Below are 15,127 nucleotides of genomic sequence, written 5' to 3'. Positions count from 1 at the left end.
TCACCTCGGAGTTCGGGATCAGGCGGGGGCGACCGCCAACAGGTGCCCGCCCCACGGGGGCAGGTCGACGTAGAGCCCGTCGCGGGCCAGCTCGTCGCCGGCCCGGTCGAAGCCGCGGCCGTCGAGCAGGTCGATCAGCCGCCACCCGCGGCCCGCCAGGTCCGGCCAGGGCAGGGTGACGCGGCACTGGCTGGGGTGGGCGGCCAGGTTGACCACGGCGATGTGGTGCGGCAGGTCGTCGTGCCACGCCCAGGCCAGGACGTCGTGATGGGTGGGATTGTCCGGCCACCCGCGGGCGTCCAGCTGGGACCAGTCGCCACGGCGCGAGCCGGCGACCACGGCCAGCAGACGGTGGTGGAAGGTGCGCAGGTCCTCGTCGACCGGTTCGTCGGGGAAACGGCCCAGGAAGACCGGCAGACGCGTACGCCGGCCCTCGAATTCGCCGTCGTGCCAGAGGGTCGCGCCGGGCAGCGTGGCGATCGCCAGCGCGGCGGCGCGGTCCCGGCCGCCCGGCAGGGCGGCCGCGGCGCGCGGCTCGTCATGGTTCTCGATGAAGCGGAGGAGCTTGTCCTGGTAGTCGCGGCCGGCCGACAGGTGCTTGCGGACCGACTCGGCGTCCTCATGGGCCAGCCGGTCGTAGAGCCGCTTGTCGTAGCAGAAGTCGAAGCCCTGCTGCTGGAGGGTCCATTCCATGTCCCAGTACGCCTCGGCGATCAGCACCACGTCCGGGTGCTCGCGGCGCAGCTCGCCGATCACCTCGGGCCAGAACTCCCCGTCCGGTGCCGGACCCGCGTGCGCACCCCAGGTGCGGGCGAAGACCTCGGTGGTGAGCAGCATCGCCATGTCGCAGCGGATGCCGTCGCACTGGGCGGCGATCCCGGACAGGGCCCGGACCGTCGCCGCACGCAGGCCGGGTGCGAACGCGTTCAGCTGGGCGACGTCCGGCCAGGGCGGGAAGTACGGGTCCCGGCCGTGCGCGATGATCCGGCCGGCCACCTCGAACCACGCGGCCGGTTCACGGGCCTGGTCGGCCTCGTCACCGGTGATGAACCACTCCGGGTTCTCGGCGATCGCCGGGTGGTCGGGCGCCACGTGGTTGGGCACGTAGTCGAGGATCAGGCGGACCCCGCGGCGGGCCAGCTCGGCCCGGCAGGCGCCGAGCGCGGCCGGGCCGCCCAGGTGCTCGTCGACGACGTACCGGCGGACGCAGTACGGGGAGCCGACCAGGTCCGCCGGCCGCATGTCCGGCAGCGCCTCGCGGAAGGACCGTTGCAGGTCCGGGTTGGCCCGGGCCACGACGAGTCCGGCGGGGCTGCGCTCCCAGACACCCATCAGCCAGACCGCGTCGGCGCCGGCCGGGATGCTCTCGTCCCAGACCTCACCCGGGATGTCGGCCAGGGTGATGTCCTGACCCCACCGGCGGCGCACGTCGGTCAGCCAGGGCCAGGTGTCGATCTCGTACACCACCGGGGCGGCCATCATTGCGACTCCTCGTCGTCGATCTTCTGGAAGATCCCGGTCATGCCGTGCTCCAGCAGGTCGGGGCCGGTGACCCGGGCGAACAGCAGCGGGAAGACGGCGGCCAGCCCGGTCCAGCCGGTCTGGTGGGCGGCGCCGAGGCCGGCGCCGTTGTCGCCGTGGAAGTACTCGGAGAACTGGATCAGGTCGCGCCAGTGCTCGCCGGCGAACGTCTCCTGGCCTCCGTAACAGGGGCGGTGGCCGTCCTCGCCCGGCAGGAACAGCCGGGTCAGCCGGTCGGAGAGTTCCTTCGCCACGTCGTACAGGGTCATCTTCACGCCGGAGCCGGTCGGGCACTCCACGGTGAACTCGTCGCCGTAACCGACGTACAGGTTGAGCAGGGCCCGGATCATCAGCGCGTTGACCGGGAACCAGACCGGGCCGCGCCAGTTGGAGTTGCCGCCGAACATGCCGCTGTCCGATTCGGCGGGCGTGTAGGCGACCCGGTACCGCTGCCCGTTCACGTCGAACTCGAACGGGTGGCCGGCGTGGAAGCGGGACAGCGAGCGGAGGCCGTAGGGGCTGAGGAACTCGTCCTCGTCGAGCATCCGGGCCAGAATGCGGCGCAGCCGGGTCTCGTCGAACAGGGCGAGCAGGTGGCTGCCGGGCCGCCCGGCAAAGCGGCCCGGCGGGAACACGGCTCCGACGCTCGGGTGGTTCCGGAGGAAGCGGTTGGCCTCCTCGATCAGCTGCGGATAGCGGGCACTGACCGAGGCGTCGAAGACGGTCGCGGCGGCGAGCGGCAGCAGGCCCACCATGGACCGCACCTTGAGCCGCACCCCGCTCCCGTCGGGCAGCCGCAGCAGGTCGTAGAAGAAGCCGTCCTCCTCGTCCCACATCGACGCCAGGGCCGGGGCGTTGACCGCGGCCGCGATCCAGGCGAAGTGCTCGACGTACGCCTGCGCCGACTCCAGGTAGGCCGGGTCGTCCCGAGCGAGTTCGAGGGCGAGCTGCAGCATGTTCTGGCAGTACAGGGCCATCCACGCGGTGCCGTCGGCCTGATCGAGGTGGCCGCCGGTGGGCAGTGGTGCGCTGCGGTCGAACACCCCGATGTTGTCCAGCCCGAGGAAGCCGCCCTGGAAGACGTTGCGCCCGTCGAGGTCCTTGCGGTTGACCCACCAGGTGAAGTTCCGGGCCAGCTTCTGGAAGGCGGTGGCCAGCCAGACCCGGTCGCCGCCGTCGCCGCGGTGCGCCTTGTCCAGCTCGTAGACCAGGTAGGTGGCCCAGGCGTGCACCGGCGGGTTGACGTCACCGAAGTTCCACTCGTACGCCGGGATCTGGCCGTTGGGATGCAGGTAGCGGCGGCTGAGCAGCAGGTCGAGCTGGCGCTTGGCGAAGTCGAGGTCGATGACGCTGAACGCGACGGTGTGGAACGCCAGGTCCCAGGCGGCGAACCAGGGGTACTCCCAGGCGTCCGGCATCGAGATGATGTCGTCCGCGCGCAGGTGGTTCCAGTCGCCGTTGCGGATGTCGCCGGCGTCGAGCGGGTCGCGGCCGTGCTGGGTGAGCCAGCGTTCCACGTCGTAGCCGAAGTACTGCTTGCTCCACAGCATCCCGGCCAGGGCCTGGCGGGCGACCTGCCGTTCGCCGTCGGTAAGGCCGGGCCCGAGCCGCTCGGCGTAGAAGTCGTCGGCCTGCTGCCGGCGCCGCCTGATCACCTCGTCGAAGCTGGGCGGGGAGAGGCGTTCGCGGACGGCCTCGGCCGACACCGGCTCGTCGGTGAGCCGTACCCGCACCACCGCTTCCCCGCCGGCCGGAACCTCGAGCCGCACCCACTGCGCGGCTTTCGTCCCGGCCGCCGAGGTGTGCACGGCGTCCCGGGCGCCGTCGACCACGTACCGGCCGATGGCGTCCTTCTGGCCGTCCTCGTTGTCGGTGAACAGCAACGGGTGGTCGCCCTGGCAGAGCAGCCAGCGGCGGCCGAGCTCCGGGTGCCGCGCCTCGATCACGGCCGCGTCCCGCACCCCCGGCACCTGGAAGAGGCTGGGCCGCCCCTCCCCCGATCCGTTCCAGGTGTTGCGGAACCACAGGGTCGGCAGCAGGTGCAGGGTCGCGGCGTCGGGGCCACGGTTGTGCACTTTGATCCGGCACAGGATGTCCTCGGGCGCCGCCTTCGCGTACTCGACCTCGACGTCGAAGTAGCGATCCTCGGCGAAGACCCCGGTGTCGAGCAGTTCGTACTCGAAATCGTCGCGGCCGCGGTTGCGGTTGGTGGCGACCAGATCCTCGTACGGGAAGGCGGCCTGCGGGTATTTGTAGATCATCCGCTGGTACGCGTGCGACGGGACGCCGTCGACGTAGAAGTAGTACTCCTTGACGTCCTCGCCGTGGTTGCCCTCGGAGTTCGTCACCCCGAAGAAGCGTTCCTTGAGGATCGGGTCCCGCCCGTTCCACATGGCCAGGGCCAGGCAGAGCAGCTGGTGGTCGTCGCTGAAGCCGGCGATGCCGTCCTCACCCCAACGGTAGGCCCGGCTGCGGGCCGCATCGTGGCTCAGATAGTTCCAGGCGTCGCCGCCCGGGCTGTAGTCCTCGCGAACCGAACCCCACTGCCGTTCGCTGAGGTAAGGGCCCCATCGCCGCCAGGGGAACACGTCGGCGAGACGCTGCTGCTCGACGTTCGTCATGCCCTCATCGTCGGCCCGGTGCCCCTGGCCTGCGTCATTCGAGACGGATGAACGACGCAGGCCGCGAATCGATCAGACCGTCGCGGTCTTCTCGGTGCCGTGCAGTGCCTCCTGCAGCTCTTCCTCGTCCTCCTTGGAGAGCGAGGACTTGAGCACGGTGCCGCCGAACCTCTTCAGCGCGTCGACGGCCTTGTCCGGGGTGACCTTCTCGACGATCAGGAACAGCGCCGACGTGCCCGGCTGAAGCATGTCGCGCACCTGCTCCTGGAACTGCTTGTCGACCGAGTTCTTGGTCAGCTTGCCCATCAGTGCCCCCAGGCCGGCACCGACCGCCATGCCGATCACCGGGATGAAGAACAGCAGACCGAACAGCAGACCCCAGAACATGCCCCAGGTGGCACCGCCACCGACGGCACCGTGGTTGGTGGTCACGTGGAACTTGCCCTCGCGGTCACGGATGATGACGGCGATCGCATCCGGCTGGATGATCAGGTCCTTGGCCAGCCGATTGGCCTCCAGTGACGCGGCCGTCGCCGTGGTCTCGTCGGGATACCCGATGGCGACCAGTGTTGACATGATTCACGCCCTTTCTCGGTGTGTCGCGATGCCAGCCCAGTCAGCCACACCGCACCGCCGCCCTCCTCATACCGGGGGAATGAACTGCGGCGTTCACTCGTCCCGGATGACGCCCCCGCCGCCGGTCGCGACGAGCCTGGTAGCGCCAAGTCCAGGGAGCGGTGATGACCCATACAGAAGAGCCTTTTACCGACGTACGCCCGCAGGAGCCGGACCACGACGAGGTCGCTCGCCTGCGCGCCGAGCTCGCCACCCTCCAAGGCCGTCTGGAGGACCGGCGGCGCCGGGAGTTCGCACTGCTCTCCCTGCGTCGCGTCGCCGCGGCCGTCTTCATCACCATCGCCGCGTTCGCCCTCGTCGCCGGCGTCACCGGGCTGTGGGCCGCGACGACCGTGCTGAACACCGACCGCTGGGTCGCCACGGTCGCGCCCCTGCCGAAGGACCCGCAGGTGTCGGCGGCAGTCGCGCAGTACGCGACGACCGAGGTGTTCGAGGTGCTCGACGTGCAGCAGCGGATCGAGTCGGTGCTGCCGCAGCAGGCCGGGTTCGTGGCCGGGCCGATCACCGGGCAGCTGCGCGAGGCGGTCGACCGGACGGTGACGAACGTCCTGCGGAGCGACCGGTTCCAGGCGATCTGGACCGAGCTGAACCGGCGTGCCCACCAGCGGATCCTGACCATCGTGGAGGGCCGCAGCGAGGTGATCACGGCGGCCGCCGACCACGTGGACATCGACCTGCTGCCGCTGATCAACCAGGTGCTGCGCGAGCTCAGCGCCCAGCTGCCCACCCTGTTCGGCAAGCAGATCACGCTGCCCGACCTGAGCAGCGGCGCGATACCGGACAACCTGCGAGCGCGGGTGCAGGACGCGCTCGGGGTCACCCTGCCGGCGAACTTCGCCCAGTTCACCATCTACGACTCGGGGCAGCTGTGGGCGCTGCAGGAGAGCGTGGCGACCGCCAAGCGGTCCCTCGCCCTGTTCGTGACCGCGACGGTCGTGCTGCTGGCCCTCGCCCTGATCATCTCGCCGGCCCGCCGCCGGACGATCCTGCAGCTGGGCCTGTGGCTGGTGGTCGCCGCGGTCGCGGTGACCGTGGTGCTGCGCGGGGTCCGCGACCAGGTGCTCGCGGGCGTGCCCGAGGGCGTCTACCGGGACGGCGTGGCCGCGGCCATGACCAGCGTGTTCAGCCTCCTGCGGCTGCGCGGGCAGCAACTGCTGTGGATCGGCGTGGTGCTCGCCGTGGTGGCCTACCTCTGCGGACCCGGACGGGGCGCGGTGTGGCTGCGGCATCAGGTGCGGCGCGGTGCCGCCGGCGCCGCCCACGGAGCCTCGCGGGCCGGGACGCACGCGCCCGGCTGGATCGCGGCGCACGCCGACGTACTGCGGGTGGGCGGCCTGGTGGCCGCGGCGATCGCGGTGCTGCTGCTGTCGTCGTGGACGTCACTGTTCGTCGTGGTCGTCCTTCTCGCGGCGTACGAGGTGGGCGTCACCCTGGTTGCCCGCGGCCGTTCACTCCCGCCGCATGACGCGCCGACCGCACCCACCGCGGCAGGGTGACGGGATGAGGGAGCGCTACGAGATCCGGATCCGTGGCCTGATCGGGCCGCTGGTGCGGCGCATCTTCGGCGACCTGAGGGTCGAGACGCTCCCCTGCCAGAGCACGATCCGGGGCCGCCTCTCCCCCGAGGAACTCGACCATCTCCTGCAACGCCTGCAGGAATCCGGCGTGGAGCTCGTCTTCCTGGAAGGGAAAGGATCATGACCGCGACCAACTACCAGGTGAGGGTGTCCGGCACGATCCCGAGCGATCTCCTGGACGAGCTGTCCGACATGACGATCTCGGTCGAGCCGCCGGAGACCGTGCTGTACGGCGAACTACCCGACCAGTCGGCGCTGTTCGGCCTGATCTCCCGGATGCACGGGATGGGCCTGCGGCTGATCGAGATCCGCCGGCTGCCCTGAGATGCGCGTCCCGCCGATCTGGTCCGCGGACAGTTACGGCCCGGCGATCCTGCTGATCGCGGCGACCTATGTGATCGGAACCACGGCCACCAGCCGCTGGGCCGTGTCGCTGCTGCTGTTCGCCCAGATCGGCACCGTCTTCTACGCGTTGCGGGTCTCCCGGGCCCGGCCGTCGATCCGGCTCGCCGCCGCCCTCGTCTTCGTGCTGGCCGTGCTGGCCAGCGTGTGGAACCTGTTCGCCCACGGCCGCACCCTGGTCGGCATCACGTTCCTGGCCGGCAGCCTGCTCTACCTGCTCGCGCCGCTGTCCATCCTCGGCGACCTGGGCCGCCGGCTCGACGTGGACCGGGAACTGCTGATGGGGGCGCTCTCGACGTACCTGATGCTGGGGATGGCGTTCGCGTTCGCGTACAAGTGCATCGCCGCCTTCCAGCCCGGGCCGTTCTTCGGCTCGCACGGCGACGGGACGCTCGCCGACACCCTCTTCTACAGCTTCGTCACGCTCACCACCACCGGCTACGGCGACCTGGTGCCGGCCGGCGCGCCCGGCCGCACCCTCGCCGTCCTGGAGGCCCTTCTCGGCCAGCTGTTCCTGGTCACGGCGGTGGCGAAGGTGGTCAACGTGTGGAGGCCCCGGGGCTGGCGCGACATTCATTCGCCGGGGATGGCGCCCGGCGATCCGGACTCGGCGAGCGTGAGGCCGACCGACCGCTCTAATGAGGAGTAGGAATGTCCGAGACACAGCAGAGGCCGACGGCCTCCGATGAACCGTACGTCCCGGCGCGGCGCCCGGAGCCGACCGGGTGGGCCGGCTATGTCGTGTTCGCCGGTGTCATGCTGATGATGCTGGGCGGCTTCCAGGCGATCGAGGGGCTCGTCGCCATCTTCCGGGACGAGTACTACCTGGTCACCCGGAGCGGGCTGCTGCTCACGATGGACTTCACCACGTGGGGCTGGGTCCATCTGGTCCTCGGCCTGATCGCCGTCGGCACCGGTATCGGAGTGCTGCTCGGGCAGACCTGGGCCCGGGTCGTCGGCATCATCATCGCGGTGTTCAGCGCGCTGGCGAACCTGGCGTTCCTGCCCGCGTACCCGATCTGGTCGACCATCATCATCGCGCTCGACGTCCTGGCCATCTACGCCCTCGCCGTGCACGGCCGTGAGGTCCGGTACTGAGCCGGCCCCGGCGGGCCTGCCGCGCGGGGTCGTAGTCCTGCTCGGCACGGCCTGCCTGGTGGTCGTGGTCGGCGGCATGCGGATCACGGCCGAACTGCTCGGGCCGGTCTTCCTGGCGCTGATGCTGATCGTGACGATCAGCCCGATCGCGGTGTGGATGCGCAGCCGGGGGGTTCCGCTGTGGCTGGCCATGGTGACCAACGTGCTCGCCGTCTATCTGCTGCTGGTGTCGCTGGGCGCGGCCATGGCTCTGTCCCTGGCCCGCCTGGTCGATCTGATGCCGGAGTACCAGCAGCAATTCACCGACCTGCGGGCCGACCTCACGAGCACGCTGGCCGGCCTCGGGGTCGATCAGGGGCAGGTGCTGCAGGCCCTGCACGAGGTCACCGACCCGGGGTCGGTGGCGCACCTGGTCGGATTCATCTTCGGCGGGGTCACCGCGGCCCTGTCCAACACGGTGTTCCTGCTGGCCGTGCTGCTGTTCATGTGCATCGACGCGGTGGACTTCCCGGCCCGGCTGCGGGTCAGCGCGACCCAGCGGCCGGAGGTGGTGGGTGCGCTGCGCTCGTTCGCCACCGGCACCCGGCGCTACCTGTGGGTGACCACCGTCTTCGGCCTGATCGTGGCCGTGATCGACACCCTGGTCCTGTGGGCGATGGGCATCCCGCTGCCGTTCCTGTGGGGGCTGCTGTCGTTCATCACCAACTACATCCCGAACATCGGCTTCATCGTCGGCGTCATCCCGCCCGCGCTGCTCGGGCTGCTGCAGGGCGGTGTGCCGGGGATGCTCTGGGTCATCGTGCTGTACTGCGGGATCAACTTCTTGATCCAGTCGGTGATCCAGCCGAAGATCGTCGGCGACGCGGTGGGCCTGTCGGCCAGCGTGTCGTTCCTGTCCCTGGTCTTCTGGGGGTGGGTGCTCGGCCCGCTCGGGGCGCTGCTGGCGATCCCGCTGAGCCTGCTGGCCAAGGGATTGCTGGTGGACATCGACCCGGCCACCCGCTGGATCAATCCGCTGCTGTCGGGTGGCCCGGGCGAACCGGCGGCTACGCCGACAACTGCCGCAGAGCCTGGTTGATCTTTCCGGCGGCCGAGACGAGCCGGGCCGTGCCGACGAGCGGAGCCAGCTCGACGAGCACGGCCTCGATCGCCTCGGCCTTCATCCCGGCCTCGTCGGCCAGGCCGAGGTGGACGACGTAGGAGGCGGGTGCCGCGTCCAGCGCGATCAGTGCGGCGATCCGGACGAGCAGGGCGGTCCGGGGTTCGATCCCGGCGTTCCGCAGCGCGCCCTGGGACTGGCGCGCGATGGCCTCGAGCACCGGTCCCCCGCCGTCGGCCAGTTCGCGCAGGATGTCATCGAAGCTGGTGTTCTCAGTCTTTTCCATGAACGTAGCCAACGCGCCCACCGCCCACTCGGGCCTCATCCCGCGCGGATAGTACGCACGTGCCCCTCCCACTGTCCCTGTTTATGCGATTTATCCCTCGAATGCTGATCCGAATCTAAAGTTGATCGCGTTCGGCGGTGCGCCGAAAGGGACGGGCCATCGGGGGGACACACCATGCCTAAGGCGCTTCAGGAGGGCGATTCGCCGATCACCGTGCAGCGGAACGTGTTCGAGGCCCTTCTCGGCGACCGCAGCCTCACCATCAAGACCGTCATCGCGGCGGCCTGCGTGGCGGTGGTCGCGCTGCTGGTGGCAATCCTGTCGATCAACCGGATGTCGCACCTCAACAGCGACCTGCGGGACATGAAGACGAACCACGTGGACACCCTCCAGGAGGTCGCCAACATGCGCGGCCAGGTGGGCTTCATCTTCCGCGGCATGCTGATCTACTTCGTGGGCAACAGCAGCACCGGCGCCGCGAAGACCGCCCAGCTGAAGCAGGGCCGCGACCAGGCCGCCTCCGCCGACGCCGCCCTGGACAGCGCCATCACCAACTACGGAGCCCTCACCACCGGTTCCGCCACCCGGCAGGCCGCCCTCACCAAGTTCACCGACGCGCTGCACTACTACCAGGCGCTGCGCGACACCGTCATCTTCGGCGAGCCGCTCGCGGCGGGCTACACGATGCCGGCCGCCGACCAGATCCTCGTCGAGTTCAACAAGGCCGAGGACGGGATGAGCGAAGGGGTCGCCACCATGCAGCAGGTGGAGGACACCGAGTCGGACGCCATGGCGAAACGCGGCACCGAGGCCTACAACCGGGCCAAGATGGTCACCCTGATCGCCCTGATCGCCGGCTTCGTCATCGCCGCCGCGGTGTGCGTCCTGGTCATCCGCCTGATCCGCAACCAGCTCACCACCGTCTCCACCGCACTCGACGCGGTCGCCGCCGGCGACCTCACCGTCGCCGCCCAGGTCCGCTCCCGCGACGAGCTGGGCGCCATGGCCGGCGCGGTCAACCGGGCCCGGGAGGGCCTGCGCACCTCGGTGCTGGCGCTCACCCACGGCGCCGAGACTCTCGGGGCCGGCACCCAGCGGCTGACCAGCGTCACCGCCCGGCTCTCCGACCAGGCCCGGCAGGCCGCCGACCAGGCCGGCGTGGTGGCCGGCAGTGCCGGCGACGTCTCCTCCAGCGTGCAGTCGGTGGCAGCCGGCAGCGACCAGATGGGCGCGTCGATCCGCGAGATCGCCGAGAACGCCAACAACGCCGCCCAGGTCGCGTCCAGCGCCGTCGGCGTCGCGCAGAGCACCAACGACACCGTCGCCAAGCTCGGCACCTCGTCCGAGGAGATCGGCAACGTGGTCAAGGTGATCACCCAGATCGCCGAGCAGACCAACCTGCTCGCGCTGAATGCGACGATCGAGGCGGCCCGGGCCGGCGAGGCGGGAAAGGGCTTCGCCGTGGTCGCCACCGAGGTCAAGGACCTCGCCCAGGAGACCGCGAAGGCCACCGAGGACATCTCCCGGCGGGTCGAGGCCATCCAGGCCGACACCAGCAACGCCGTCGAGGCCATCGCCGAGATCTCCCGGATCATCTCGGAGATCAACGACTACCAGGTCACCATCGCGTCGGCCGTCGAGGAACAGACCGCCACCACCAACGAGATGAGCCGCAGCATCGGTGACGCCGCCAGCGGCAGCTCCGCCATCGCCGGCAACATCAACTCGGTGGCCGCGGCCGTGCAGGCCCAGACCGGTGCCCTGCAGGAGGCCGATCAGTCGGTGACCGAGCTGACCCAGGTCGCCGATGAGCTCCGGGGTGTCGTCGCCCGTTTCCGCGTCTAGTTTCCAGGAGTCCCGATGCGCCTGTTCGGCAACATCAGGATCGGGGCGCGGCTGGCCGGCGCGTTCACCGGTGTCTGCGTCTGCATGGTGATCGCCCTCGGCGTCGGCCTGTGGGGACAGAACGCGGCCGACGACGCCACCGGCCGGCTCTCGGCCGCCGCCGACCTGCGGAGCACCGCCCTCACCGCGAAGTTCCGCACCGCGGACCTCAACGGCTGGCAGAACGCGTACGCCTTCGACGTCCAGCGCGGCATCAGCGGCGCCACCTCCGACACCGCCGAATCCCGGAAGACCTTCCTGGCCTCCACCGCGTCGTTCAAGGACGACATCGCCACCCTGGAGGGCAAGGAGCTGACCGCCGACGAGCAGTCCGCCCTGACCGACGCGTCCACCGCGTTCGACAAGTACATGGACGTCGACGACCAGATCATCGCCGCCTTCCGGCTGGGCACGAAGGCCGGCCTGGCCACCGCCGGCGACCTGGTCAGCGGTGCGGCCAACACCTACATGAACGAGATCTTCGACGGCATCGACAAGCTCACCGACCTCACCGACGCCGCGGCCACCGCCGCCCAGGCCGACGCCGCCTCGACCGCCTCGACCTCGCGCACCCTCATGCTGATCGCCGGTGGCCTCAGCCTCTGCCTCGCCGCGGCGCTGGCCGTGCTGGTCACCCGCAGCATCACCGGGCCGCTCGGGATGACGGTGGCCACCCTGCGCGCGGTCGCCGCCAAGAACCTCACCGTGCAGGCGCCCGCCGAGGGCCGCGACGAGCTGGGCACCATGGGCCGGGCGGTCAACAGCACCCTCGAGGTGCTGGTCACCGCGTTCGGCCGGATCAGCGACCACAGCCGTACGCTGGCCGGCGCCTCGCACGAGCTCACGATGGCCTCCGGCCGGATCGCCGAAGCCGCCGGCAATGCCACGGGCCAGTCCGAGCGGGTCTCCTCGGCGGCCGAGGAGGTCTCGCACAGCGTGCAGACCGTCGCCGCCGGCACCGAGCAGATGAACGCCGCGATCCGCGAGATCGCCGACAGCGCGAGCCTGGCCGCCGGGGTCGCCGCGACCGGTGTGGACAGTGCCCGCGAGGCCGGCGAGACGATCGGCCAGCTGGGCCGGTCCAGCGCCGAGATCGGCGAGGTGATCAAGCTGATCACGTCGATCGCCGAGCAGACCAATCTGCTGGCCCTGAACGCCACCATCGAGGCCGCCCGGGCCGGCGAGCAGGGCAAGGGCTTCGCGGTGGTCGCCTCCGAGGTCAAGGATCTGGCCCAGGAGACGGCCAAGGCCACCGACGACATCTCCCGGCGGGTCGAGGCCATCCAGCACGACACCACCGCCGCGATCGGCGCCATCGACCGGATCACCGAGATCATCGGCCAGGTCAACGAGCACTCCACGACGATCGCCGCGGCCGTGGAACAGCAGACCGCGACGACCGCCGAGATGGGCCGCAACATCGTGGAGGCCGCCACCGGCTCGAACGAGATCGCCGAGGGCATCCACGGGGTGGCGACCTCCGCGCAGATCACCTCCGCCGGCGTGGGCGAGGCCCAGGAGACCGCAGAGAACCTGGAGGTGATGTCCCGCGAACTGCAGGAGATCGTCGACCAGTTCCAGATGGCCCGCTAACCGCGCCGGCCCTCCAGCACCAGGGCGGTGAGCAGCAGGGCGGCACCGGCGATGCCGGCCGGGCCGAGCCGGTCACCCAGAACCAGCACCGACAGGGCCGTGCCCACCAGCGGTTCCAGCAGGGCCATCAGCGCGGCCGTACCGGCTCGGGCGGTGCGCAGGCCACGGAAGTACGCGGCGTAGGCGATCGCGGTCGGCCCGGCCCCCAGCAGCAGCAACAGGCCCAGCGCCGGACGGTCCGGGGTGAAGCCCAGGCCCCCGCCGAGCGCGCTCGTCCCGGCCGCCAGCACCGCGGCGCCGAGGGTGAAGGCGAAACCCGTCGACGCCATCTCGTCGAGGCCCGGCACCGGCCGGCTGCCGATCACCGTCATGGCGGCGAAGCCGCCCGCCGCCAGCAGGGCAAACCCGGCGCCGGACAGCACGGTGGTCAGGTCCTGCCCGCTTGACGGTACGCCGATCAGCAGCGTCAACCCGATCACCGCGAGGCCGGCCGTCCCGAGTGCGCCCCGGTCGGCCTTTCGCCGGCCGGTCAGGCTCTCCACGGCCAGCACCAGCACCGGTGACGCGCCGATCGTGATCAGCGTGGCCAGGCTGACCGACACCTTCGACACCGCGGCGAAGTAGCAGGCCTGGAACTCGGCCGCGAGCAGGCCGAGCACGACGATCCGGGTCCAGGCGGCCCGGCCGCGCGGCCGGTTCCGGACGAAAAGGAGGAGGATGAGGCCGCCCACGGCGAGCCGGTAGGCGGCGATCGACGGGGCGGCGAGCCCGGTGTGCCGGGCGAGAAGGCTGCCGGTGAGACCGCCGGTGCCCCACAGGCAGCCGGCGAGAACGAGGAGCCAGGTCTTCCGGCCCTCCAGAGTTTGTGTGGTCACGTGCTGGTGCTCCTGCTTCTGCGATGTCGTGGTCAGATCGCGGAAGCGGGCCGGGTGTTCGCATTTGGTGCGCGTCAGCGCGCGCCGAGGCGTCAGCCGGTCGGCGCGGTGGTCCCCGTCCCGCTCAGGAGAGCGGCGGGGAGATGCTGGATCGGCGCATCCGGCGATGGTACCGGAGTTTCGGCCGGCCCCGGACGATAGCCTCACCGGTATGAGTGACGAGGAGGCCGGCCGGCGCAGAGCCCGCGGCGAGCTCGAGTCCGAGGTGATGACGGCCCTGTGGGCGGCCGGGGAGCCGCTGACCCCGGCCGGCGTGCAGGCCGCGCTGGACAGCGGTCTCGCCTACAACACGGTGCAGACCATCCTGATCCGCCTGCTGGAGAAAGACCTGGTCCACCGGGGCCCGGCCGACCGGGGCCGGGGCCACGCCTACTGGCCGGCGCAGGACGCCGCCACGCTCACCGCCACCCGTATGCGGGCCGCACTCGACGAGCGCCCCGACCGCCAGGCCGTCCTGCAGCAGTTCGCCGCCGGTCTCCAGGCCGATGACGTGGAAACCCTGCGCGCGCTCCTGGCGGAGCGCGACTCATGACCGTCGCCGTCTACCTGCCGCTGCTCCTGCCGGTGCTGGTCGCCCTGGCGGCCCGTCACCTGGCCGACCGCGCCCGCCCCCGGACCGCCGTCCTGGCCCTGGTCAGCGCCTCGGTGCTGACCGCCGCCGCGTCCCTGTGGTCGCTGCTGCTGCTGGTCCTGACGTTGTTCGACGACCTTCCCGCGATGGAGGCGCTCAACAGTCGCTCCGGCATGCACCTGCCCGAGCCGGTCCCCGACTGGGTGGCGGTCACCGCGGCGGTGATCCTGGCCGCCTGCCTGATCAACCTGGCCCGCGACGTCCACCTGCGCCACGGCACGGCCCGCCGGCTGCGCTCGGCCGGCCCCACCGCCGACGGCGTGGTGGTGGCCGACTGGTCCGAGCCGCTGGCCGTCGCGGTCCCCGGCCGGCCCGGCCAGGTGCTGCTGACCACCGGCATGCTGCGGGTCCTCGACGCGGACGAGCGCCGGGCGGTGCTGGCCCACGAGCGCGCTCACCTGGCCCACCGCCACCACCTGGCGGTCCTGCTGAGCAGCGCGGCCGCCTCGGTCAACCCGCTGCTGCGCCCGGCCCGCGACGCGGTCACCTACCAGGTGGAGCGCTGGGCCGACGAGGAGGCCGCGGCCGGCCTCGGCAACCGCGATCTGGTGGCCCGGGCCGTCGCCCGGGCGGCCCTGGCCACGGCCGACTACCGCACGCCCGCGCCCGCGCTGGGCGTGCACGGCGGCGTCATCGTCCGCCGGGTCAAGGCCCTGCACCGTCCCGAGCCGGCCGGTGCCCGCTGGCAGCTGGCCCTGCCGGCGGCCGCCGTGATCGCCTGCATCGTCCTGGAGGCGACCGCCACCCTGAGCTTCTTCGAGCTGCTGAACGCCTGGCTGATCGGCTGACCCGGCCACCCGCCGTCATCCGCCGTCATCCGCCGGGAGTGATGACCGGCCGGCGG

15 protein-coding genes are annotated in these 15,127 nt (G+C 71.1%); 10 read left to right on the top strand and 5 right to left on the bottom strand.

Annotated features, from left to right (window positions below; genetic code table 11):
* Positions 1–18: 18 nt before the first annotated feature.
* From Ato02nite_RS38475 to Ato02nite_RS38465, 3 genes are all read right to left on the bottom strand, one after another.
* Positions 19–1,482, bottom strand: coding sequence for an alpha-amylase family protein (locus Ato02nite_RS38475; protein WP_213011622.1), 1,464 nt, complete (start codon positions 1,480–1,482; stop codon positions 19–21).
* Entirely contained in the window at positions 1,479–4,142 is a 2,664-nt protein-coding gene (locus Ato02nite_RS38470; protein WP_213011621.1) for an MGH1-like glycoside hydrolase domain-containing protein, read from the bottom strand. Before Ato02nite_RS38470 ends, Ato02nite_RS38475 begins: the two co-directional genes overlap by 4 nt.
* A gap of 72 nt (positions 4,143–4,214) precedes the next feature.
* The gene (locus Ato02nite_RS38465) at positions 4,215–4,718 is read right to left on the bottom strand and encodes a DUF1269 domain-containing protein (RefSeq protein WP_213011620.1); all 504 of its coding nucleotides are present in this window, start codon (positions 4,716–4,718) and stop codon (positions 4,215–4,217) included.
* A gap of 164 nt (positions 4,719–4,882) precedes the next feature.
* Between Ato02nite_RS38465 and Ato02nite_RS38460 the strand changes: the two genes are divergently transcribed.
* The 6 genes from Ato02nite_RS38460 to Ato02nite_RS38435 are packed head-to-tail and all read left to right on the top strand — an operon-like array spanning position 4,883 to position 8,933.
* Positions 4,883–6,274, top strand: a complete 1,392-nt coding sequence (locus tag Ato02nite_RS38460; protein ID WP_213011619.1) for a hypothetical protein — start codon at positions 4,883–4,885, stop codon at positions 6,272–6,274.
* A gap of 4 nt (positions 6,275–6,278) precedes the next feature.
* Complete coding sequence (locus Ato02nite_RS38455; RefSeq protein WP_213011618.1) at positions 6,279–6,479, top strand: DUF8691 family protein; 201 nt, start codon at positions 6,279–6,281, stop codon at positions 6,477–6,479.
* Entirely contained in the window at positions 6,476–6,679 is a 204-nt protein-coding gene (locus Ato02nite_RS38450) for a DUF8691 family protein (RefSeq protein WP_213011617.1), read from the top strand. The genes Ato02nite_RS38455 and Ato02nite_RS38450 overlap by 4 nt, the downstream gene beginning before the upstream one ends.
* 1 nt (position 6,680) lies before the next feature.
* On the top strand, positions 6,681–7,406 hold the full coding sequence (locus Ato02nite_RS38445; RefSeq protein ID WP_213011616.1) for a potassium channel family protein: 726 nt from the start codon (positions 6,681–6,683) through the stop codon (positions 7,404–7,406).
* A gap of 2 nt (positions 7,407–7,408) precedes the next feature.
* Positions 7,409–7,855 (top strand): DUF7144 family membrane protein, encoded by a 447-nt coding sequence (locus Ato02nite_RS38440; protein WP_213011615.1) that lies wholly within the window; start codon positions 7,409–7,411, stop codon positions 7,853–7,855.
* Complete coding sequence (locus Ato02nite_RS38435) at positions 7,839–8,933, top strand: AI-2E family transporter (protein ID WP_246607939.1); 1,095 nt, start codon at positions 7,839–7,841, stop codon at positions 8,931–8,933. Before Ato02nite_RS38440 ends, Ato02nite_RS38435 begins: the two co-directional genes overlap by 17 nt.
* Here the strand turns inward: Ato02nite_RS38435 and Ato02nite_RS38430 are convergent.
* Complete coding sequence (locus tag Ato02nite_RS38430) at positions 8,902–9,240, bottom strand: carboxymuconolactone decarboxylase family protein (protein ID WP_213011614.1); 339 nt, start codon at positions 9,238–9,240, stop codon at positions 8,902–8,904. The two genes, Ato02nite_RS38435 and Ato02nite_RS38430, sit on opposite strands and share 32 nt — an antisense overlap.
* A gap of 174 nt (positions 9,241–9,414) precedes the next feature.
* Here Ato02nite_RS38430 and Ato02nite_RS38425 point away from each other — a divergent pair, with 174 nt between their 5' ends.
* A complete protein-coding gene (locus Ato02nite_RS38425; protein ID WP_213011613.1) occupies positions 9,415–11,085 on the top strand; it encodes a methyl-accepting chemotaxis protein in 1,671 nt (556 codons plus the stop codon).
* Positions 11,086–11,100: 15 nt separating this feature from the next.
* Positions 11,101–12,717, top strand: coding sequence for a methyl-accepting chemotaxis protein (locus Ato02nite_RS38420; RefSeq protein ID WP_213011612.1), 1,617 nt, complete (start codon positions 11,101–11,103; stop codon positions 12,715–12,717).
* Here the strand turns inward: Ato02nite_RS38420 and Ato02nite_RS38415 are convergent.
* The gene (locus Ato02nite_RS38415) at positions 12,714–13,592 is read right to left on the bottom strand and encodes an EamA family transporter (protein ID WP_213011611.1); all 879 of its coding nucleotides are present in this window, start codon (positions 13,590–13,592) and stop codon (positions 12,714–12,716) included. The two genes, Ato02nite_RS38420 and Ato02nite_RS38415, sit on opposite strands and share 4 nt — an antisense overlap.
* Before the next feature lie 211 nt (positions 13,593–13,803).
* On the opposite strand from Ato02nite_RS38415, the gene Ato02nite_RS38410 reads away from it, so the two are divergent.
* Positions 13,804–14,184, top strand: a complete 381-nt coding sequence (locus Ato02nite_RS38410) for a BlaI/MecI/CopY family transcriptional regulator (RefSeq protein ID WP_213011610.1) — start codon at positions 13,804–13,806, stop codon at positions 14,182–14,184.
* On the top strand, positions 14,181–15,071 hold the full coding sequence (locus tag Ato02nite_RS52685; protein ID WP_213011609.1) for a M56 family metallopeptidase: 891 nt from the start codon (positions 14,181–14,183) through the stop codon (positions 15,069–15,071). Before Ato02nite_RS38410 ends, Ato02nite_RS52685 begins: the two co-directional genes overlap by 4 nt.
* The last annotated feature ends 56 nt before the right edge of the window (positions 15,072–15,127 follow it).

Origin of the sequence: Paractinoplanes toevensis (assembly GCF_018332695.1) — a bacterium.
Classification (GTDB): domain Bacteria; phylum Actinomycetota; class Actinomycetes; order Mycobacteriales; family Micromonosporaceae; genus Actinoplanes; species Actinoplanes toevensis.
This window is presented reverse-complemented; position numbering and strand designations above follow the sequence as displayed.